Origin of the sequence: Caloranaerobacter longqiensis (genome assembly GCF_050286925.1) — a bacterium.
Taxonomy (GTDB): Bacteria; Bacillota; Clostridia; order Tissierellales; family Thermohalobacteraceae; genus Caloranaerobacter.
The window spans coordinates 66,309-87,418 of record NZ_JBFWFX010000001.1 but is presented as its reverse complement, the minus strand read 5'-3'; the positions used below and the strand labels follow the sequence as shown (position 1 = coordinate 87,418).

Below are 21,110 nucleotides of genomic sequence, written 5' to 3'. Positions count from 1 at the left end.
ATGAATAAAAACAAACTTTTCCTAATAACCATATTAGTTTCCATTTTACTGTATGGATGTTCACAAAAAACAAAAATCTCTGCAATTTACCCTATATATGATTTAGATACAACTATCCAGAATTCAGATATAATTGTCAAGGGTGAAATAGCAGAAAAAATTAAAGAATATATGATAGGAGAACATAAGGATATTCCTTTAACGGATTACGTCTTTGTTGTAACAAAATATTATAAAATACCAAAAGACATGATAAAAGCAAAAGAATTAATAGTAACTCAGGATGGAAATGAAAAAATGATTATCGATAATCATCCATTAATGCAAAAGGGCAAGAAATATATCCTTTTTTTAAGAAAATCTAAAAATGGTAAATTAGTAATGGTAGGTGGAGTAAATGGAAAATATTGCATTAATAACGGAAAGGTATATAATATGGTCAAGCCTAAGGAGTTGAAAGATATTTATCAATTTGAAAAAGAATTAAAAGAAAAAATAAAACCATAAAATAACTACCTCTAAAATTTCCCCCATTTTTGAGAACAACAAAAGATTATGGGTATTGGCATGTTAACCCCCACAGTCACAGTGAACTTTCACCACCTAGTTGTTACGCATGCCCGGCATACCATAAAAAAGTAAATCCGCCAGAATATGGCGGTTTACTTAATTATTAATTAACTAATTTGTATTTTCTTCTCATTTCTGCATACTATTACTTCAACTGTCTCTGTAAGTATATCTGAATAGCTATATGATACTCGTCTTACTGTATTATACCCTCCATCAATCTTTACTACGAATATGCTTGGATAAACACTCTCTAATACACCTTCTCTTATAGTCGTCTTCTTTCTGCCCTTGTTAGCCTTCAATCTTACTTTTTCTCCAACATAAGACTTAACATTCTCCCTAATCTTATCAAGAGAATTCTTTTCTACCAAGCAATCACCTTCTTTCAAAATATACATATAAATATTATCATATTGTCACAAAAAAGTCAAATAATTAATTATACTAGTTTTAATTAAGTTTGTCAAATTCTAAATTCGGCTAATTAACACAATAATCCTCATCATATTCTCTAAAACTTATAATATTCCACTATACCTTGAGTAATAGATTCTGCTATTTTATCGATATATTCATTATTTTGGAGTAGCTTTTCAACCTCAGGATTAGTTACATAATCAATATCTATATGAAGCGAACTTGTACCTACCTCTCTTAGAAGGAAAAAGGCTGCCGTTTTTATCCCTCTATTTATTACATCAAGATTTTTTACCATACTATTGATAATACATTCAGCTAATCTCCGACTTTCCCTATCCCCTTTGTAGTAATACATTTCACACCCTCGAATTAATGAATTAGAAAAAGAGTTAAGATGAATACTTATAAAAAAATTGGGCCTGATTTTATTAGCTAATTCTGCCCTTCTATTTAAAGATACATACTCATCCTCATCTCTAGTTAAATAAACTGTCGCTCCTAAATTTTCTAAAAGCTCTTTTAATCTTTTACTTATTTTTAAAACCACATCCTTCTCCATCAATCCACCAGGGCCTTTCACTCCGACATTATCATCTCCCCCGTGTCCAGGGTCAATTACTAATATTCTCTCTTTTAAAGGCTTTTTTATACACGGTTCCCAAATTTTTTTAATTTCAACACCTGTAAAATAATAATTTATAATATCTTCAAACTTAAAACCCATTAAAGCCATTTGATTTGCTCCATGCTGACAAAGTCCTAAACCATCTCCTTGTCCGCGAGTTTTGACCCCAAGTATCTTAGGTGCGATACTGAATCTAGTAGAATCAAGCTCCAATATTTCCTTAACTTCAATACCTTTAAACACCTTTCCACCTATTTTTATGCTTGTTATTCTTCCATCCTCATCTCTGTCTATTTCCTCTATAAAACCCTTCATATCAATTTTTAGCGTTGGTGTCAAATTTGGAAACCTTACTTTTAGTTTCTCTTCAATTTCTTCTATCGGAATTTCCTTATATCCTTCCCAATTAGAAGAATTTAAACAATAATCACATAACACTTTCCTCAAATACATTACTCTATTTCCTATAACATTTTCTGAGTTTTCAGTAGAACCTCCACACGTATTATGGAATTTTGCTATTATAGGTCTATTATTCATAGTTATTACTAATCCCTCTGTAGCTTTGATGCTATCTTCAATAGCTCTCATTATACTATTATATCTGTTCTCCCATTTCTCCTTAAGTTCATCTTCATATGAAATAGCAATACAATGCCCTTCATCACATATATCACAGCCTGAATATTTTAAGCATCCTTCTCCACCAAACATTCTCATTTTTCTTACCAAATTTGTTCTAGCCAGTATTACTTGAACTTTTACAAACTCTGGATGTATGTTTTCAATAGAATTAGGAATCTGAGCTGCTACTACACATTTCACAGTTTCCTCTAACTTTTTTATGATAATTCTCTTTTCACTACTAGAATATATTTTCAAATATATAAATCTATCATCAATCAATTATTGTCACCCCTTTGTGCAGACTTAAGTACATAAAAGTAATATTTTAGTCTACTTGAAATATAGGTTGGTATAATATATAGTATGTATAGATAAAGTTTGTCGTGAATTATATAAATATTTTAAATAATTAAATATGTTTACTTTAGAAGTAAACATATTTTGCATATTTTTTAAGGAGGGATTTAATTGATATGAAAGGTACAATAGTTTCTACTTGGATTAAAACTTCTAGAAAACTTTATGGTGATGATCTTACAAATGAAGCAATTTCAAATGCAGGTTTAGACCCTAATAAAATATTTAAACCAACTGAAGATGTTGAAGATAGCTATCCTAAAAAAATCGTAGAATACATCGCTGAAAAATTAAATAAAACTACATATGACGTTTGGAAAGAAATAGGTAAAGACAACATAAAAACTTTCTCTCAAGATTATCCAGCTTTCTTTCAACATGAAAACTTATATTCATTTTTAAAATCTATGTATGATGTTCATGTAGTTATGACAGAAAAAATACCGGGAGCAAAACCTCCTATTTTAAATGTCAAAGCAGTAGGTAAAAAATCTGCCGAAATGACATACAGTTCTCCTAGAGGAATGTTTGGATATCTACACGGACTAATAGAAGGTGCAGCAGAATATTTTAATGAAAATATATCAATAGATATACTTGAAAAAAGAAATGACTTTACAAAATTACATATAACCTTCCCAAAAGAAATTTATTATTATAAATCTTATCTACCAAATAGATTATTGTCATTCGGTTTTATTAAAAAAATAGAATTAAAAATTGCAGTTGCATGCTCTATTTTAATAGGTTTGCCTATATTATTTATAGAGAGTACAAGCCATATTTCAACAAAATTATTTTGGTTAATCTGGAGTTTTATTGTTCCTTATTTTATATCAAGCTTATTGTTTTTACCTAAAAAGAGTATTTTATCTAGATTGGAACAGTTAAAAGAAAGAAATTTCTCTGAAGAAGTAAAAATTGTTACTAAAGATATGTTTGAAGATATAAACGAAAGTTTAAATGAATATATCAGTATACTTAAAAGTGATTTTGTAGGCTTTAAAGGCATGACTGATGAACTTAATGTATTTAGCAATAAATTTAATGAAATTTCAAAAAATATGGACAATACTTCTAATGAAATTTCTGAAGTTGTTGAACAGGTTGCTGAAGGAGCAATCAACCAAGCACAGGAAACTGAAACAGCTGCATACTTGTTAAATAATAATATAAAAACTTTAAATGATATTGTTAATAAAGAAAATAAAAACAAAAATATTCTACTAGATACTGTAAATAAAATAGATAATGGATATAAGGAACTAAAAAATACTTCTGTCAGCTTGGAATCTGTTTTACACGAATTCTCTAAAGTAAAAGAAAGTGGACTAAAACTCCAAGAAAAAGCTAAAAATGTAAATAAAATTGTAGAAACAGTTGAAGCTATTTCAGATCAGACTAATCTTTTAGCTCTAAATGCATCAATAGAAGCTTCAAGAGCTGGAGAGATGGGTAAAGGTTTTTCTGTTGTAGCTCAAGAAATAAGGACTTTAGCAGAACAATCTAAAAAAGCAGTAAATGATATAAATAATAATTTATTAACATTTATTAATGATATTAATATTCTTGTACAGCAAATTGAAAAACAGTATATGGTTTTAGTCGATGAAAACAATAAATTATCAAAAGTAGCAAGTGATAACTATAGTGTAGTTTTAGCAATACAAGATGTTTCTCAATCTCTTATAGAAATGATAGATCAGTTAACACAAGAAACAAAATCTATTAATAAGGTTTCATCAAATATAGAAGCTTTAGCTGCTATAGCCGAAGAAAATTCTGCTTCTTCAGAAGAAGTTAGTGCAAATGTTACAACTTATACACAAGAAATACAGAAAATGATGGATTATATTGATGAATTTAAAAAAGTTACAGATGAATTTAAAAAGGATTTATCAAAATACAAAATCTAAAAATCTGCCAAATGGCAGATTTTTAGATTTACAGACTATTGACAAACTTATTTTTTAAAATCTGTGAAAATAAAAACAACAGTCTCTAACTACATTCCCAATACCTTAATATATTCTACATAAGGATCTTCTGTTCCCTGCAATAAACTATGTTGACTCTTTAATAATTTTATATACTCGATTATTTCTCTACTAATTCTCTCACCAGGAGTTACGATAGGAATTCCTGGAGGATAAACCATAATTGATTCACCACTTATTTCTCCCTCAGCATCCTCTAATCTTACAACTTTCTTACTGCTATAAAATGCATCTCTTGGTGAAACTATTACTTCAGGATTTTCTAACATGACATTTTCATATCTCTTTTTATTGCCTTTATATTTTACACTCATACTTCTAAGTGCTTCAACTAATGCATTTAAAGATTCTTCAGTATCTCCAACACTTACTATAGCTAATATATTAAAAACGTCTCCCAATTCAACTTGTATATTATATTCGTCTCTCAATATATCATAAGCCTCAAATCCTGTAATACCAAGTCCTGTAACATTTATACCCAACTTGGTTTCATCGAAGTCATAAACTCCAGGTGTTCCTACTAACTCCTTACCAAAGGCATATAATCCATCTATATTATTTATTTCGTTTCTCGCATCTCTACAGAGCTTTAATACTCTAGTAAGTACTTCTTCTCCATGTACTGCCAGCATTTTCCTTGCCACATCTATACTTGACATAAGTAAATATGACGCACTAGTTGTCTGCATAAGATTTATTACGGTTCTAACCGTTTTCTTCTCAATTAATCCCTCTTTCAACAATAAAAGCGAACTTTGAGTTAATGAACCTCCAGTTTTATGAATACTAACAGCACACATATCCGCTCCTAATTCCATTGCATCACACGGCAATTCTGGATGAAACTTAAAATGTGCTCCATGTGCTTCATCAACTAAAACTGCCATACCATGCTTATGTGCTAATTTCACTATCTCTTTAATATCTGATGTAGCTCCATAATATGTTGGGTTTATTAAAAATATAGCCTTAGCATCTGGATGTTTAGCTATTGCCTTCTCTACGCTCTCTAAAGATACTCCCATGGCAAGCCCAAGAGTATTATTTATTTCAGGCTGTATATATACAGGTTGTGCTCCACTTAATATAAGCCCATTTATTGCCGATTTATGTGCATTTCTCGGTAATATAATTTTATCGCCAGGCATGCAAACACTCATAATCATTGCCTGTACTCCTGATGTAGTACCGTTAACAAGAAAAAATGCATGGTCAGCCCAATATGCTTCAGCTGCTAACTCTTCAGCCTCTTTTATTACTCCAATTGGATTACTAACATTATCAAGTGGCTTCATTGAATTAACATCTATTTCTAATACTTTATTACCAACAAAGTCAGCAAATTCTTTTAAACCTTTACCATGTTTATGCCCTGGAACATCAAATGGAATAACATTTCTTTCATGATATTCTTTCAATGCATCAAATAACGGCGTTTTATTTTGATCTAGAACCAATTTCATCACCTCTAATTAAATAAATTTACTTAGACCAAATTTTACATTAGTACTTTTTTTATGTCAAGACAAGAAAAAAATTTCGTTTTAAAACATTAAATTGTACTTGTTTTATTTTAGAAAAAAAAGGGGGCAAATCCCCCTTTTATAATCCCATTATCCATGACGCCATTGAAAAATATAGTATTAATGCAACCGCATCTACAATTGTAGTTATTAAAGGACTAGCCATAATAGCTGGGTCTAATTTCAATTTTCTCGCTCCTATTGGAAGCATAGCTCCAACTATTTTAGCTAGAACAACAGTAAAAAACAATGTTGAGCATACAGTTATTGCAACTTTTAAACTAACTTTATCTATAAAATAAATTCTCATAAAATTCACTAAGGACAAAATAACTCCTACTACTGTGCTAACTCTCAATTCTTTCCAGATAACTTTCAAAATATCTTTTATTTCTATCTCACCTAAAGCCATCCCTCTTATTATCAATGTAGAAGCTTGAGCTCCAGCATTTCCTCCCGTATCCATAAGCATAGGAATATATGCAGCTAATATAACAACAGACTGTAATACTTCTTCAAATCTTCTAATAATACTTCCTGTAAAAGTAGCAGATATCATAAGGATTAAAAGCCATGTAATCCTATGTTTTGCTAATGACAAAGTACTAGTTTCAAGATATTCTTCTTCTGATGGAGACATTGCTGCCATTTTTTGAAAGTCCTCTGTATTTTCTTGCTCGATAACATCAACTATATCGTCAATTGTAATAATACCTGTTAACCTACCTTCTTTATCAACAACAGGAATTGCCATTAAATCATACTTTTTAAATAGATAAGCTATCTCTTCTTGGTCATCATGAGTATTTACATATATTATATCTCTCTCCATTATTTCGTCGACTGTTTTATCATCATCACTTATAACTAATTTTCTCAAAGATACTAATCCTTCTAGTTTTCTATTTTTATCTGTAACATAACAAGTATATATAGTTTCTTTATCAACGCCCGTCTTTTTTATATGTTCTATTGCTTCTTTTACTGTCATTTCTTTTTTAAGGTCAACATACTCTATTGTCATAAGACTTCCAGCTGAATTCTCTGGATAATTTAGAAACTGATTAATTAATAGTCTTTCTTCTTCTTTTGTATTTTTAAGTATTTTCTTTACAACATTTGCTGGCATCTCTTCTATAATATCTATCATATCGTCAAAAAACAACTCATCTACTATATTTTTTATCTCTTTGTCTGTTATCGAATCTATAATATATCTCTGCTGTTCATATGATAAATATGAAAATACCTCAGCCGCCATGTCCTTAGGTAATATTCTAAATAATATTAAATACGAATTTTTATCCAGCTCTTCCAAAAGTTCTGCAATGTCTACTACATTCAGTTTTGTGACTTCTTTTTTGGCTTCAACATATCTTTTTTCGTTTATAAGTTTGGTAATTCTTTCCTTCATTTATCTCCCTCCTTTTAGAAGAGCCACACACTCCTAAGTGGCAAGGTTATGGCTCCTCTTGATATAAATTTTTTAAAGTTAATCCCAGGTATAGGACCAGAGTCCATAACCATCACCACCCTTTCAAAACAAAATCTTCGATTTAACAAGCAATTATAGTATTACAGAAAAATATTATTTTAATACATCAAAAAAACCCTCCAACAAGTGAAGGGTATGCCTTTCACCTGTTGGGTTTTAGCTCTATATAGCTTAGGGTTTAACCCAGCCACATTAGGTATAACCTTCTCGATTATCCCTGTTTACCCATTGGCATCTCTGGATGTTTCTGGGCAGTGGCGTATTTCTATATAGTAGCCTCTCCTAACCAGGTTCATATTAAAATTATATTTAAGTATACTTATATCATATTCGAAAATATGGATAAATGCAAGAAAAAAATGCGGCTTAAAGCCGCAACCGTAATTAGTATCTATATTTTGTCTACACATTTGTAACTTTGTTCTTTCTACTTTACATATTTATCTAATATGTTAATAATTTCATCAATTTTTTCGTCACCTTCTCCTTTAAGAACAGCTTCTTTTACACAATGTTTTATATGCTGATCTATTATGTTCAAGTTTGCCTTTTTAAGCAACGCTTGAACAGCGAGTATTTGCTTAGAGATATCAACACAATATCTGTCTTCTTCAATCATTCTTATTATACCTTCAATCTGACCTTTTGAAGTTTTAAGCAAATTTAATGCTTTTCTTCTACCTTCATTCATAGCATTTCTCCCCATACTATTGAATATTTACAACTTCATATCCTGCTTTAGTTACTGCATCCTTTAATATATTTTCTTCTACTTCTTTAGAAAGTTCAACTACTGCCTTTTTACTTTCTAAATCTACTTCTACTGATGCCACTCCTTCGACTTCACCTAAAGCTTTTTTTACTGCCATAACGCAGTGATTACAACTCATTCCCTCAATAAATAATACTTTTTTCATAAGATACACCCTTTCTTTTATTTTTTTATAATCCATAGGAAATTATTATTCCTTATTAAATTGTGGATAGTTTTAAATATAATTTCCGCAATGGATATAGGCAAAATCTTCCTTAAATTTATTTTAATCAAAGATTTTGTCCTTTAAATCTTTTTAATCTTAGAGAATTTGATACTACTGAAACAGAACTAAAAGCCATAGCTGCACCAGCTATCATAGGATTTAAAAATCCTAAAGCAGCTAAAGGAATTCCTGCAGTGTTATAGAAAAACGCCCAGAAAAGATTCTGTTTTATAGTCCTCATAGTTTTTCTGCTTAATCTAATAGCTAATACTATACCTCTCAAATCACCTTTCATCAAGGTTATATCAGCAGCTTCTATGGCGACATCTGTACCCGTACCAATAGCAAAACCAATATCAGCTTTTGCCAAAGCTGGAGCATCATTAATACCATCACCAACCATACCTACTTTTTTACCTTGTGCTTTTAATTTTTCTACCTCCTGTGCTTTATGTTCAGGTAAAACTTCAGCTATTACATTTTCTATACCTACCTCTCTAGCTATGGCTTTAGCAGTTCTTTCATTATCTCCTGTAATCATATAAACTTCTATACCCATTGATTTAAGCTCTTTAATAGCTTCCCTAGAATGTTCTTTTACTGTATCTGCAACAGCTATAATTCCTTCTACTCTACCATTTACCGATAATATCATTGCAGTTTTACCTTGATTTTCAAGATTTACAATTTCATCTTCAATATCTTTTATGTCAATGTTTTTGTCTTTCATTAATTTTCTATTACCCAAATATATCTCATTACCTTCTACAACCGCAAATATACCATGACCCGGTATTGCATTAAACCTTTCTGGGTCAATCAATTTTATACCACTTTCTTCACCTTTTTTTACAATAGCTTGCCCTAAAGGATGTTCAGATGCTTTTTCGGCAATTGCTGCAAACTTTAAAATATCTTCTTTTGATTTATTAAAACTTATTATATCTGTTACTTCTGGTTCACCTTTTGTTATAGTTCCTGTTTTGTCAAATACTAGTGTATTTATCTGATGTGCTTTTTCTAGATATTCTCCTCCTTTTATCAGTATACCATTTTCTGCACCTTTACCTGTACCAACCATTATAGCAGTTGGAGTTGCAAGCCCTAATGCACAAGGACAAGCTATAACTAATACCGCTACTGCATTAATTAAAGCATTAGCAAAATCTCCATTTACAAAGTACCATATTACAAAAGTTAGAACAGCTATCCCTATAACAGCTGGTACAAATATACCTGCTACCTTATCAGCCAATCTCTGTACAGGAGCTTTTGAACCTTGAGCTTCTTCTACTAATTTGATTATCTGTGATAATACTGTATCTTTCCCTATCTTTGTAGCCTTAAATTTAAATGTTCCATGTTTATTTATTGTAGCTCCTATAACTTCGTCCCCTTCTTTTTTGTCTACAGGAATACTCTCTCCTGTAAGCATCGACTCATCTACAGAAGAATTCCCTTCAATAACAACACCATCAACAGGAATCTTTTCTCCAGGACGTACTACTACAATATCTCCAACCACAACTTCTTCTACAGGTATGTCTAATTCTTTTCCATCTCTTATTACTCTAGCCGTTTTAGCTTGCAGATTCATAAGTTTCTTTATGGCTTCAGATGTTCTACCTTTAGCAATCGCTTCTAGCATCTTTCCTAATAGAATTAAAGTTATAATAACTGCAGATGCTTCAAAATAATATTCTTTAACTCCTACAATCAAATTATAAAGGCTATAAAAATACGCTGATGAAGTACCTAAAGCCACTAAAACATCCATATTGGCTCCTCCACCTTTTAAAGAGTGATAAGCCCCTTTATAAAACCTATATCCAATAATAAATTGTACTGGAGTAGCCAATGCAAGCTGTACATATCCATTGTCTAATATAGTGTGTATTCCTGCCATATGAAAGAACATTGTCGATAATAACGGAATACTTAATATTACAGATGCTATAAAAAGTCTTCTTAAATGATTTATTTCCTTCTCTCTTTTTTTACTATCTTCTTCATCTTTTTTATTTTCTTCAAAAGCTTTATAGCCTGCTCTTTCTATAACTCTAATAAGTTCTGTAACTTCAATGGCTCCTTCATAAATTTCAATAGTTGCTTTTTCCATTGTAAGATTTACATTTGCATTTTTTACCTCATCTATTTTGTTTAATGCTTTCTCTACTCTTGCAGAACAAGCAGCACAAGTCATACCTTCAACTTTAAGCTTAACATTTCTAGTTGGCACTTTATATCCCGTTTTTTCAATAGATTTAACTATATCTTCTATATTAAGTACTTTTGAATCATACTCTATAGTAGCCTTTTCAGCAATAAGATTTACAACTGCTGATTTCACACCATTTAATCCTGATAGAGCATCCTCTACCCTTTTAGCACAAGATGCTCAGGTCATACCTTCTATTTTTAAAGTTATTTTTTTATAATCCATCAATATCCTCCTTTCTACCCCTCCCCATGTGGGGTGTATTTTTATTGTAGCATACTACTTTCTTTTAATCAAATAATTTTTTGCATGATATTTAATAAATTTCTGGTTACCATAAAAATAGATTTAAAAATAGTCTAACAATAAAGCTATTCATTTATGTATTACAAGAAGGTGATATTTTGCATAATAACGAAAATATAAGACTAGAACTTTTGAAAGACATGGAAAATAGTATAATAAAAGTGTTCAAAATCAATTTCCCAAATGATGTTATCAACCCACTAATTAAGAAATTTACTCTTCTTGAGGAAAATAAAAAGAATAACTATTTAAAATTAGTAAAAGCCGCATTAAATAATTGGAAAAGAGCAGGATTAGAATTGACAACATATGTATATGAACATCATGGTTATAATTGGGGAAAAAAAATAAAGGAAAATTGCAATATAAAATCGGCAGAAGATATTTATAAAGTAATTAAAGATTATAACTTCGAAGAAAGTTTAAACAACAGTTATAATATAACTTATAAAGACAATAATATAATAAAATTCTATGTAAAAAAACAGGTTTTAATTGATACCTGGAGAGAGTGCAGAATAAATTATAGTATAATATACGATTTAGATAGGACTTGGAAAGAAGCATTTGTAAATGGATTAAATCCAAATTTCAAACTACAAGCTACAGCAGAAAATATAGATGGAATTGACGTTTTTGTATATACTATTTTTAAAAAATAATTTTATATTTAGAATAAAATCTTCGATTTAAATAAATTATAAGGAAGATTTTGCCCATATCCATAAATGGAAATTATATTTAAAATTATTTTCAAAAGAAAAAGAGCAGAACCAAAAGGTTCTGCCTTTAAATTAACAAGAAGAATATCCTCCATTTGTAGTAATATAAAATCCTCTTCTTAACCAGTCATTTAAATAATCGATATTGAAATAATCAAATTGAGAAGTAACATCTTTATCTGCTACAAATTTAATATCCCCTACTGTATAGCTTTCGTCATTTTCTTTCTGCTCATCCAGAGCAAGCCCAAAACTTGGACCACCTCATCCAAAGCCTGCAATATATATCCTTACACTTTGAGATGCTGCTCCTTTTTCATCCATTATTTCTTTTAATTTCTCTTGAGCCACTTGTGTTATTTCTACCTTCATTACTATCCTCCTATCATAACTATTATGAAAACAAGCCTTATGCATAAGCAATAACTTTATTTTCATATATAAGTTTATCTTTATTAATTTATATACCCTATAAGGGTATTTTCTAAACATAATTCTAATATATTTATTAGTTTAAGTCAATCCGTTTTAATTATTCTCATATTAAATTGCTAATTTTGTCCTAATTAAATAATAACTTACCAAAATTAAAACGAAAACTAAATAAGAAACATACTTCCCCAAAATTCCTCTTTTTATAATCCATAGGAAATTATTATCCTTCATTATTGTAGATATTTTTAATATAATTTCCGTATTGGATTTCAACAAAATCTTCCTTAATTTATTTAAGATAGAAGATTTTGTTATGTTTATTGCTTCTATGGCTAATCCAACGATAAATATAAGCGACAAATAAAGTACAACTGGATGTCTGTAAGCAGATAAATGGTATATGGATAAAAACCCACTATACTCTTTACCAATCAAACGACCTTCAAAAAACAAAGACCATATTACTAAAGACATACTAAAATAAAATGGAATAAGAAATATTTTAAACAAATAATAAAAAGAAAATTTATTTTTCTTTGATACAATTATCAGTGTAATCAGACCTGCTATAACCCCTCCAAATAAGCTTAGATTTACATGATTTATAGAGAAAATATATTCCAAATGTCCCTTGTATAAATCTAAGTTAAATACAACATAACCTAATCTAGCTCCGATAAATCCCGATATAACCAATATAAAAAACATATCGTCTACTTCATCTTTCTTAAGCCCTCTATCTTTACCTATATAAATGGTTATATAATAACTAATAAATATTGAAATTATGGTCAAAAACAAAAACCAACTAATCCCTATTGATTTATATATAAAAAAGTAAGAATTCATACTATCACTTGCTCCTTACACTATCTAACATTTCCTTCATCTGTGGATATGTCATCATACCTAAGTGTAGTGCTCTAATCCTTCCTTTTTCATCTATCATAACTGACATAGGTAAACCACTAACTAGATAATTTTGAGCAACTTTACCTGTTTTATCTAATAAAATAGGAAATTCATATCCTCCTTCCTTTACAAAGTTTTCTACTTTAGATTTATTCTCTGCAACATCTATCCCTAAAACTACAAAGTTATCGTCTTTGTTTTCAAGGTATAATCTGTTTAAGTCTGGCATTTCTTTTACACAATATGGGCACCATGTAGCCCAAAAATTTATTAATACAATTTTCCCTCTGTAATCTTCTAAAGAAACCATTTTACCTTCCAAAGTTTCTAAAGTAAATTCTGGTGCAATACTTCCTATTTGCATTGGCAGAACTTCTTCTACTAAACTTTCATCTTCAATCTCTATTTTTTCTTCATTTGAACTGTCTTCTTTAATACTATTTGGTACTGTATTATAAGATACATAAGATAAAACAGCCACTAAAGTTATAGCTAAAACAACTACTATAACAAGCTTTTTATTCATACTCCATACCTCCATCCGGTTCTATCTAAGAAAAAAATTCGAAATTAAGTACATTTTATTTAAAAATATTAATACACCAAAACTAACTACTATGACACCACTTATCCTCATAATATATGGGATAATTTTTTCAAACTTAATTAAAAACTTACTAAATTGATTAATAAGAAGTGCAGTTAAAATAAAAGGAATTGCTAATCCAATAGAATAAGATAATAATAAATAAAACCCTTTAGATAAGGTAGCAGTCGTCCCTGCATAGATCAATATAGTTGCTAACACACTCCCTATACACGGAGTCCATCCAGCAGCAAAAGCCATTCCCATAAGTATTGAACTAAACCAATTGGTAATCTTAGGAATTTTCACTCTTTTTTCTCTATTTAAAAACCCAAACTTAAAACCCATCATATTTAATCCAAAAAATATTATCAATATTCCACTAATTCTAGTAAATATACTTTTATACTTAATAAACATTTGTCCAACAAGACTTGCTGAAATTCCCATTATCATAAAAATAATAGTAAAACCAATAACAAATCCCAAAGTTCTAGATACAGCTAAAAACTTCCTATTTGCAAGCTCTTCTTCAAATGCAGTACCTGTAATATACGTTATATACGCTGGTATTAAAGGAAGTACACATGGAGATAAAAAAGAAAGAATTCCTGCACTAAACGCTATAGGAATTGATACATCGGTCATTTTTCTCCTCCTAAATTCTTGTTTATTTGATTATACCATACAGAGGTATGTTTAACAAGACTCTACTCCTCATCTTTTGTATTCCATTTACTTACATATTTACTTGTTTTATTTTTACATACTAAACAATTTGTTTCTTCATGATTTGAACAAGGATTCACGTGCACCATAACATCTTTTACATTATCCAAACTTTTCTTAACTTCTTCTTCAACCTCTTCAGCTATACTATGTCCCATATAAACTGTTATATCAGGATCTACACAAATTTTTATATCAACATATACTTTTGAACCGTGTTTTCTAACTTTAATATCATTTATATTTTTTATATTAGTGTTTTTCATTAATCTTTCTGCAATTTCATACAATTTACTTTCTTCAATCGATACATCCATCAACTCATTATATCCATGTATAAAAAATTCAACTCCAACCTTTACAACTATTATAGATACTATTAATCCAGCCAGAGGATCTAGTAATGGATAGCCCATTCTAGCTCCAACAACTCCAAACAATGCTGCTATAGATGATAAAGCATCTGACCTGTGATGCCATGCATCAGCTATTAATGCCTTGCTATTAATTTTCTTCCCAACGTTCATAACCATTCTAAATTGAAGTTCTTTAACTATTATCGATATACCAGCTGCCCAAATAGCTTCTATAGCAGGTATTCTTGTAGTTTGGTATAACATAAGTTTCAAAGAAGAAATTCCTGTTTTTACTCCCACTGCAATCAACATCAATGAAAGTAAAAATGCCGCAATAGTTTCAGCTTTTTCATGCCCATATTGATGTTCTTCATCTTCAGGTTTTTTCGCAATAAAAAAACCTATAACAATCCCAATTGAACTTCCTATATCTGAAATCGTATGAATTCCATCAGCTAATATAGCATTTGAGTTAGAAATAAGACCTACAATTATTTTCCCTACAGCCAGTATTACATTTAAAATTATTGTTATCCACGTTACCCTGCTTGCAATTTTATATCTTTTATTTTCGTCTACTACATTATTCTTCAATAATCACACCCCATTTTCAATTGATATTGATATATTACATTATATTATATACTTCAACTAAATGTAACCCCTAAATTTCAATGATATTTAAGAGTATGTATTAACAATTTTTATTATCAATTGATAATGATTCTAATTCAAACCAAAATTCAACCCCATTCTTTATATTCCTTACTCCATAATTACTATTATGAAGCTTTAAAATATTTTTTACTATTGATAATCCCAAGCCTGTTCCACCATATTTTCTAGCTCTAGACTTATCAATCTTATAAAAACTTTCCCATATTCTGTCTATCTCGTCTTCAGGTATAAAACTTCCACTGTTATAAATGCTTACAATTACTTTATTAGCTAATTGCTTAATAGTAACTTCTAAAACTCTTTCTGCACCTATATGATTTAAAGCATTATTAATAAAATTTACTAAAACCTGTTCTAATCTTACTTTGTCTCCATTAACGCATATTTTATCATTATCTTTTTGTATGCTAACTTTTATATTTTTTTCTTTAAATATCGGACTATATTTATTTAAAACTTTATCTGCAAGCTTGCATATATCAAATTTTTCTTTATTTAATGAATAATGACCAGATTCTAACTGTGATAAGTCAAGCAAATCTTTGACTAATTTGCTCATTTTTTCAGCCTCATCCATAATAACTTCACAATAGAAATTCTTACTCTCAATATCCTCTATAACGTTATCTTTAAGCCCTTCTGCATACCCTTTAATAAGAGCAATTGGAGTTTTTAATTCGTGAGAAACATTTGAAATAAATTCCTTTCTCATTCTATCTAATTGTCTTTCTTTTTCTATATCTTTTTTTAACTTTTCATTTGCTTTATTCAATTCATCTATTGTAAAACTTAATTTTTCAGATAAATAATTCAAACTTTCTCCCAACTGCCCTATTTCATCTCTGCTTACAACCTTATATTTATGACTGAAATCTAAATTTGCCATTTTTCGTGCTACCTTGTTTAACCTTACAATAGGTTCTGTAATTATCTTCGTAAGTATAAAGGTCAATATTATGCCAATTATTAGGGAAACAATTGCTATGTATATATAATAGTCCTTAATTATGTCTATTCCTTCTTCAATTGATGCTACAGATGATTGAATTATTAATACTTTATTGTCATTCAAAGGAGCAGCAACGGAAAGTATTTTTATATCAAATTTTGGATGTTTAGAAATATTTATAACAGTATTACCTGCTAATACATTTTTTAAATCTTCTTTTGAAATAGAAATATATTTACCTAAACCACCTCTCATTAATCCTCTTCCCTGTCTTCCGTACTGTGGTTTATATGATATAGGATATTCTATTTCTCCATTACTTGCCACTATCGTAATGTTTCCACCTATTAGATTTTCTATTTTTTCTAACTCATCGTATATTTTCTCTATATCACCTTTATATATGTTCTTAATATAATTGCTATATGATACTAAATTGTCCTTTTTCCTCTCTATATAGTAAGAACCTAAAAACTTAACATTAAAAAACCATACTAAACTTAAAATTATTGAAGTTAATAATAAAATACTTAAAAACAATTTAGTTTTTAATGACCTTTTCATTCTTTCACCTCTAATCTATATCCAACTCCTCTTACCGTTTCAATAATATGACTGTTTTCCTTAAGTTTTAATCTAAGTCTTTTAATATGAGTATCTACTGTCCTCAAATCTCCATAGTAATCATATCCCCAAACTCCATTTAATATAGTTTCTCTACTTAAAGCTTTCCCCTTATTTTTAACCATGTAAACCAACAGTTCATACTCCTTAGGAGTCAATTTTATTTCAACTCCATTATTAAATACTCTATGACCATTTAAATCTAACTCCAAACTACCGATTTTCAATATATCTTCTTCAGAAAAAGAATTACTTCTTCTAAGTAAAGCCTTAACTCTTGCTACTAATACTTTAGGACTAAATGGTTTTGTAACATATTCGTCAGCTCCAAGTTCAAATCCAAATAATTCGTCTGATTCTTCACTTCTTGCAGTTAAAATTATAATAGGCACATTTGATTCTTTTCTGATCTCTCTCATAACAGTCCAACCATCATATTCTGGCAGCATTATATCAAGTATAACTAAATCTATATTATCATTAAAAAATTTTTCTAATGCCAACTTTCCATCTTCAGCTTCTATTACAATATACCCTTCTTTTTTTAGATAATCTCCTATCAGCCTTCTCATTCTGTCTTCATCTTCAACAATAAGAATCTTAACGCTATTCAATCTATACACCTCCAAATTAAGTTAATTTGATTTTATTATACTATATATTTTCATACCGTTGATAAGCCATATTCATTTCACCGAGAGTTACCGAAACTGTCACAAAACTGTCACATATAAAGGATAAAATAAAATCACAGAAAAAAATTAAACAAAAAAATTAAAAGGAGGTTTTTCAAAATGAAAAACAAAAAACTAATCTTTTTAACATCTATTTTAGCTTTATCAATATTTGCCACAGCAGGTCTAGCTTTTGCAGATAGCCTAGATGAACAATCTAATCTAAATCAACCAGTAAGATATGGATGGAATATGGGCTTTGGAAAACCTAATATTACTGATGGAAAATATGCTTATACTTTAACTGAAAATGATTTAACTACTATTAAAGGTAAAATATCAAATATCAATACAACTAATCCACCTTTCAGTATAGATATAACTACTGATGACAATAAGTTCGTAAATGTTCATCTAGGCAGAATAGTTTTTATGGATAGTTTTAAAGAGTTAAATCTTGCAAAAGATATGGAAATTGAAATCAAAGGATTTTACAGAACATTTAATGTAAATAATCAAGAAACTACTATATTTGTACCATTCTCAATAAAAACTCAGGATAAAGAGATTAAATTAAGGGATGAAAATAATAGACCTGTTTGGGCTGGAAAAAAAGGTTTTGCTGGAAAAAGAGGTTTTGGCAGAGGAAATAAATCAAATAATAGATTCAATAACGGATTTAATAGAAATAATTGTCCATATTGGCAGCAAACAAATATGTAGTGCTTATATTAAATAGAAAAATTTATAAAAGCGGGTTGTAGAAAAATCTTAGATTTTTCTACAACCCGTTTTTATAATCTCATTTTTTACGATTACTATTCATAATTTCTATTTAATGAATTTATATCTGTTTTTTTCATTGATTACTATAATCTTATAGATATACATTGCAGATAATTAGCAAAAACTATAATTAGTATGTTAAAGGAGGTTTTAATTATGACAACAATTAATAAACTTGAAAAGGTTTTGAGTAGTGCTAAAAGTTTAGCAGCTGATTTAAAAACTTTCTCATTAGATACACAAGATCAACAAGCTAAACAAATGTTTAATCAATTATCTTCACAAATAGAAAATATATCACAAATGTTACAATCCAGAGTAGATTTCGTTAAAAACGAAGAACCTCAATATATGCAAGAGTCGCAAGGTACTCCAACAAGTAATCAACAAAACAACACAACACAAAATACTCAAAAAAAATAATAATTAGCAAAAAGGTCGGCATTTGCCGACCTTTTAAAATACTCTCCCTGGTACTACCATATCTATTATACCTATTGCTAAAGCTCCAATAACTGCTCCAACAACAGAAATGTTAAAACCTGGAACTATAAATTTAGTAGCATACAAAATTACTCCTGCTACTATAAATCCTGTCAATCCTCTCCCAAAAGGTGATGCGTCAATTCCTGCAAATTGTTCTATAATATAATTTAATGCAGCTATTACTATTGCTGATAAAATTAAACTCCACAAATTGCTAATACTAAATCCAGGCGTTAGAAAAGCCGCTATCCAAACTACTATTGATGTCAATATTACTCTAAGTATAACACTAGTTATACTAATATCTTGATTATTTGTTTTCTCTCTATCTGACATCAAACCACCTCCTTAGTTATATTTTCACTTTTATTTTTATTTTTTATGCAAGATATTTTGTCAAATTACGTAAATTATATTTATCTACACTTTTGATTAGATAAAAAAGTGACGAAATTGATAGTATATTAGTTTCCGAAAAACAGCAAGTTAAATCTGGTCAATTATTGCTAAAATTAAAGTAATTTGTGATTTTAGTCACACAAAAAAGTAAAAAATATGTTATGATTATATTGAACACTTTAAGAAGGAGGAATTTAAATGGCTATAACAAAAGATATGCTTATAGGTGAAATATTAAGAGTTAAACCAGAAGCTGCAGAAATATTATTAAGATTCGGAATGGGATGCTTAGGCTGCCCTTCTTCACAAATGGAGTCATTAGAACAAGCAGCTATGGTTCATGGTATTAACCTTGAAGAATTACTAAAAGAATTAAATAAATAGGCAAAATAAAACCCAACTAGAAATTCTAGTTGGGTTTTATTTTAATATTTCTTCTAATCTACTTTTATCGAACCCTACAATAGTTTCTCCGTTAACTATTATAACAGGAACTCCCATATAACCCATTTCTATAAGCTCTTTTCTTGCTTGAGGGTCTACTGATACATTTTTCTCAGTATAACTTAATCCTTTTGAATTGAAATAATCTTTTGCAGCATAGCAATGTGGGCAAGTACTGCTTGTATAAATTGTTATATCAGCCATAATATTAACCTCCTATGATATTATATTTTCTAACATAAGAATACCCCATTAGGGTATATTTAATCAAGTTTTTTCTTTTAAAAAATATTAATTTTTCTTAATATAATAATTAAACCGTAAAAAGTATTACCAAATTCAAACTCCGGGTATGAAACCCGGAGTTTCTATAATAACTGATCTAATCTATTTTTATCAAAACCAACTATAGTTTCGCCATCTACAATTATAACTGGAACACCCATAAATCCCATCTTAATAAGTTCCCTTCTAGCAGCTGGATCTGTTTGCACATTCTTTTCTATATAGTTTACACCTTTACCCGAAAGGTATTCCTTAGCAGTTATGCAATGTGGTCAAGTATTACTAGTATAAATTATTACATTTGCCATAAAAAATTCCTCCTTTTTTATCAAACTATATTATAAATTATTTCTTTTAATACCCTGAAATATCCTTTTTAATCTAAAAATTAATCAATATTTTTAATAGTCATTAGTCTTAATCACCAGTAGCCGCTAGCCAATAGTCCTTATTTAATTTTACATTTTTCATTTTCAATTTCACATTTTTATTCTACCCATGTTTTACATGCTCTAGTCCTTGATTGAATAGTTGAAGTATATGGTCATCATCAAGCGAATAAATTGCCGATTTTCCGTCCTTTCTATATTTTACCAGTCTTAAATTCCTTAATATTCTTAATTGATGTGATATAGCAGACTGGCTCATGTTTAATATAGCTGCAATGTCACATACACATAATTCACTATTTGAAAGTGCATTTATTATTTTAAGTCTAGTTGGATCACTCAATGCTTTAAATATATCAGATAATTCAACGATTATTTCATCATTTAATAATTCTTTTTTTACCTTGTTAACAATATTTTCGTTTGGACAAATTACCTGACATTCAGCTTCTTTATTTTCTCTGTTCATTTTACTACACATTACAATCCTCCTCAACCAAAACACATCGTTAACTATATCATAATCTAATTA

The 21,110-nt window shown here is 29.4% G+C and carries 23 protein-coding genes, 1 pseudogene and 1 riboswitch; of the genes and pseudogenes, 6 read left to right on the top strand and 18 right to left on the bottom strand.

Annotation, left to right across the window (positions count from 1 at the left end; genetic code table 11):
• Entirely contained in the window at positions 1–507 is a 507-nt protein-coding gene (locus AB4Y15_RS00510; protein WP_427337756.1) for a hypothetical protein, read from the top strand.
• A 170-nt stretch (positions 508–677) separates the two neighbouring features.
• Here the strand turns inward: AB4Y15_RS00510 and AB4Y15_RS00505 are convergent, their stop codons facing one another.
• Together AB4Y15_RS00505 and AB4Y15_RS00500 are read right to left on the bottom strand one after the other, a co-directional pair.
• Complete coding sequence (locus tag AB4Y15_RS00505; RefSeq protein ID WP_427337755.1) at positions 678–962, bottom strand: Veg family protein; 285 nt, start codon at positions 960–962, stop codon at positions 678–680.
• 122 nt (positions 963–1,084) lie between these two features.
• Complete coding sequence (locus AB4Y15_RS00500; protein WP_427337754.1) at positions 1,085–2,524, bottom strand: N-acetylmuramoyl-L-alanine amidase; 1,440 nt, start codon at positions 2,522–2,524, stop codon at positions 1,085–1,087.
• Positions 2,525–2,718: 194 nt separating this feature from the next.
• Here AB4Y15_RS00500 and AB4Y15_RS00495 point away from each other — a divergent pair, with 194 nt between their 5' ends.
• Positions 2,719–4,518: a heme NO-binding domain-containing protein gene (locus AB4Y15_RS00495; RefSeq protein WP_427337753.1), complete on the top strand. Its 1,800-nt coding sequence runs from the start codon at positions 2,719–2,721 to the stop codon at positions 4,516–4,518.
• Between the two features lie 89 nt (positions 4,519–4,607).
• On the opposite strand, the gene AB4Y15_RS00490 is transcribed toward AB4Y15_RS00495, so the two are convergent.
• The 6 genes and pseudogenes from AB4Y15_RS00490 to AB4Y15_RS00465 all read right to left on the bottom strand — a co-directional run.
• Positions 4,608–6,065 carry an aminotransferase class I/II-fold pyridoxal phosphate-dependent enzyme gene (locus tag AB4Y15_RS00490; protein WP_427338132.1) on the bottom strand — a complete coding sequence of 486 codons (1,458 nt, stop codon included), beginning with the start codon at positions 6,063–6,065 and terminating at the stop codon, positions 4,608–4,610.
• Between the two features lie 139 nt (positions 6,066–6,204).
• On the bottom strand, positions 6,205–7,539 hold the full coding sequence (gene mgtE / locus AB4Y15_RS00485) for a magnesium transporter (protein WP_427337752.1): 1,335 nt from the start codon (positions 7,537–7,539) through the stop codon (positions 6,205–6,207).
• A 220-nt stretch (positions 7,540–7,759) separates the two neighbouring features.
• A riboswitch (M-box (ykoK) riboswitch) is annotated at positions 7,760–7,917 on the bottom strand.
• A gap of 130 nt (positions 7,918–8,047) precedes the next feature.
• Positions 8,048–8,311 (bottom strand): metal-sensing transcriptional repressor, encoded by a 264-nt coding sequence (locus tag AB4Y15_RS00480; protein ID WP_427337751.1) that lies wholly within the window; start codon positions 8,309–8,311, stop codon positions 8,048–8,050.
• Between the two features lie 16 nt (positions 8,312–8,327).
• Complete coding sequence (locus AB4Y15_RS00475) at positions 8,328–8,537, bottom strand: heavy-metal-associated domain-containing protein (RefSeq protein WP_427337750.1); 210 nt, start codon at positions 8,535–8,537, stop codon at positions 8,328–8,330.
• Between the two features lie 127 nt (positions 8,538–8,664).
• Positions 8,665–10,506 carry a copper-translocating P-type ATPase gene (locus AB4Y15_RS00470; RefSeq protein WP_427338130.1) on the bottom strand — a complete coding sequence of 614 codons (1,842 nt, stop codon included), beginning with the start codon at positions 10,504–10,506 and terminating at the stop codon, positions 8,665–8,667.
• A 141-nt stretch (positions 10,507–10,647) separates the two neighbouring features.
• Positions 10,648–10,986, bottom strand: a pseudogene (locus AB4Y15_RS00465) (heavy-metal-associated domain-containing protein); the annotation flags it as partial.
• A gap of 236 nt (positions 10,987–11,222) precedes the next feature.
• On the opposite strand from AB4Y15_RS00465, the gene AB4Y15_RS00460 reads away from it, so the two are divergent.
• Positions 11,223–11,786, top strand: coding sequence for a hypothetical protein (locus tag AB4Y15_RS00460; protein ID WP_427337749.1), 564 nt, complete (start codon positions 11,223–11,225; stop codon positions 11,784–11,786).
• A gap of 603 nt (positions 11,787–12,389) precedes the next feature.
• Here the strand turns inward: AB4Y15_RS00460 and AB4Y15_RS00455 are convergent.
• The 6 genes from AB4Y15_RS00455 to AB4Y15_RS00430 form a co-directional block, all read right to left on the bottom strand.
• Positions 12,390–13,130 (bottom strand): prolipoprotein diacylglyceryl transferase family protein, encoded by a 741-nt coding sequence (locus AB4Y15_RS00455; RefSeq protein ID WP_427337748.1) that lies wholly within the window; start codon positions 13,128–13,130, stop codon positions 12,390–12,392.
• A gap of 4 nt (positions 13,131–13,134) precedes the next feature.
• Complete coding sequence (locus AB4Y15_RS00450; protein WP_427337747.1) at positions 13,135–13,719, bottom strand: TlpA disulfide reductase family protein; 585 nt, start codon at positions 13,717–13,719, stop codon at positions 13,135–13,137.
• A gap of 21 nt (positions 13,720–13,740) precedes the next feature.
• Positions 13,741–14,427 (bottom strand): cytochrome c biogenesis CcdA family protein, encoded by a 687-nt coding sequence (locus AB4Y15_RS00445; RefSeq protein WP_427337746.1) that lies wholly within the window; start codon positions 14,425–14,427, stop codon positions 13,741–13,743.
• A 62-nt stretch (positions 14,428–14,489) separates the two neighbouring features.
• Positions 14,490–15,458: a cation diffusion facilitator family transporter gene (locus AB4Y15_RS00440; RefSeq protein ID WP_427337744.1), complete on the bottom strand. Its 969-nt coding sequence runs from the start codon at positions 15,456–15,458 to the stop codon at positions 14,490–14,492.
• A gap of 100 nt (positions 15,459–15,558) precedes the next feature.
• Complete coding sequence (locus tag AB4Y15_RS00435; protein ID WP_427337743.1) at positions 15,559–17,055, bottom strand: sensor histidine kinase; 1,497 nt, start codon at positions 17,053–17,055, stop codon at positions 15,559–15,561.
• Complete coding sequence (locus tag AB4Y15_RS00430; RefSeq protein ID WP_427337742.1) at positions 17,052–17,729, bottom strand: response regulator transcription factor; 678 nt, start codon at positions 17,727–17,729, stop codon at positions 17,052–17,054. Before AB4Y15_RS00430 ends, AB4Y15_RS00435 begins: the two co-directional genes overlap by 4 nt.
• Positions 17,730–17,909: 180 nt before the next feature.
• On the opposite strand from AB4Y15_RS00430, the gene AB4Y15_RS00425 reads away from it, so the two are divergent.
• Entirely contained in the window at positions 17,910–18,512 is a 603-nt protein-coding gene (locus tag AB4Y15_RS00425) for a hypothetical protein (protein ID WP_427337740.1), read from the top strand.
• Positions 18,513–18,731: 219 nt separating this feature from the next.
• Positions 18,732–18,998: a DUF1657 domain-containing protein gene (locus AB4Y15_RS00420; protein WP_427337739.1), complete on the top strand. Its 267-nt coding sequence runs from the start codon at positions 18,732–18,734 to the stop codon at positions 18,996–18,998.
• A gap of 33 nt (positions 18,999–19,031) precedes the next feature.
• Here the strand turns inward: AB4Y15_RS00420 and AB4Y15_RS00415 are convergent, their stop codons facing one another.
• Positions 19,032–19,397: a phage holin family protein gene (locus AB4Y15_RS00415; RefSeq protein WP_427337738.1), complete on the bottom strand. Its 366-nt coding sequence runs from the start codon at positions 19,395–19,397 to the stop codon at positions 19,032–19,034.
• Between the two features lie 261 nt (positions 19,398–19,658).
• Here AB4Y15_RS00415 and AB4Y15_RS00410 point away from each other — a divergent pair, with 261 nt between their 5' ends.
• The gene (locus AB4Y15_RS00410; protein ID WP_427337736.1) at positions 19,659–19,844 is read left to right on the top strand and encodes a DUF1858 domain-containing protein; all 186 of its coding nucleotides are present in this window, start codon (positions 19,659–19,661) and stop codon (positions 19,842–19,844) included.
• Positions 19,845–19,880: 36 nt separating this feature from the next.
• Here the strand turns inward: AB4Y15_RS00410 and AB4Y15_RS00405 are convergent, their stop codons facing one another.
• The 3 genes from AB4Y15_RS00405 to AB4Y15_RS00395 form a co-directional block, all read right to left on the bottom strand.
• Entirely contained in the window at positions 19,881–20,108 is a 228-nt protein-coding gene (locus AB4Y15_RS00405) for a glutaredoxin family protein (protein WP_427337735.1), read from the bottom strand.
• A 164-nt stretch (positions 20,109–20,272) separates the two neighbouring features.
• Positions 20,273–20,497 carry a glutaredoxin family protein gene (locus tag AB4Y15_RS00400; protein ID WP_427337733.1) on the bottom strand — a complete coding sequence of 75 codons (225 nt, stop codon included), beginning with the start codon at positions 20,495–20,497 and terminating at the stop codon, positions 20,273–20,275.
• A gap of 184 nt (positions 20,498–20,681) precedes the next feature.
• Complete coding sequence (locus AB4Y15_RS00395) at positions 20,682–21,059, bottom strand: ArsR/SmtB family transcription factor (RefSeq protein WP_427337732.1); 378 nt, start codon at positions 21,057–21,059, stop codon at positions 20,682–20,684.
• Positions 21,060–21,110 lie beyond the last annotated feature (51 nt).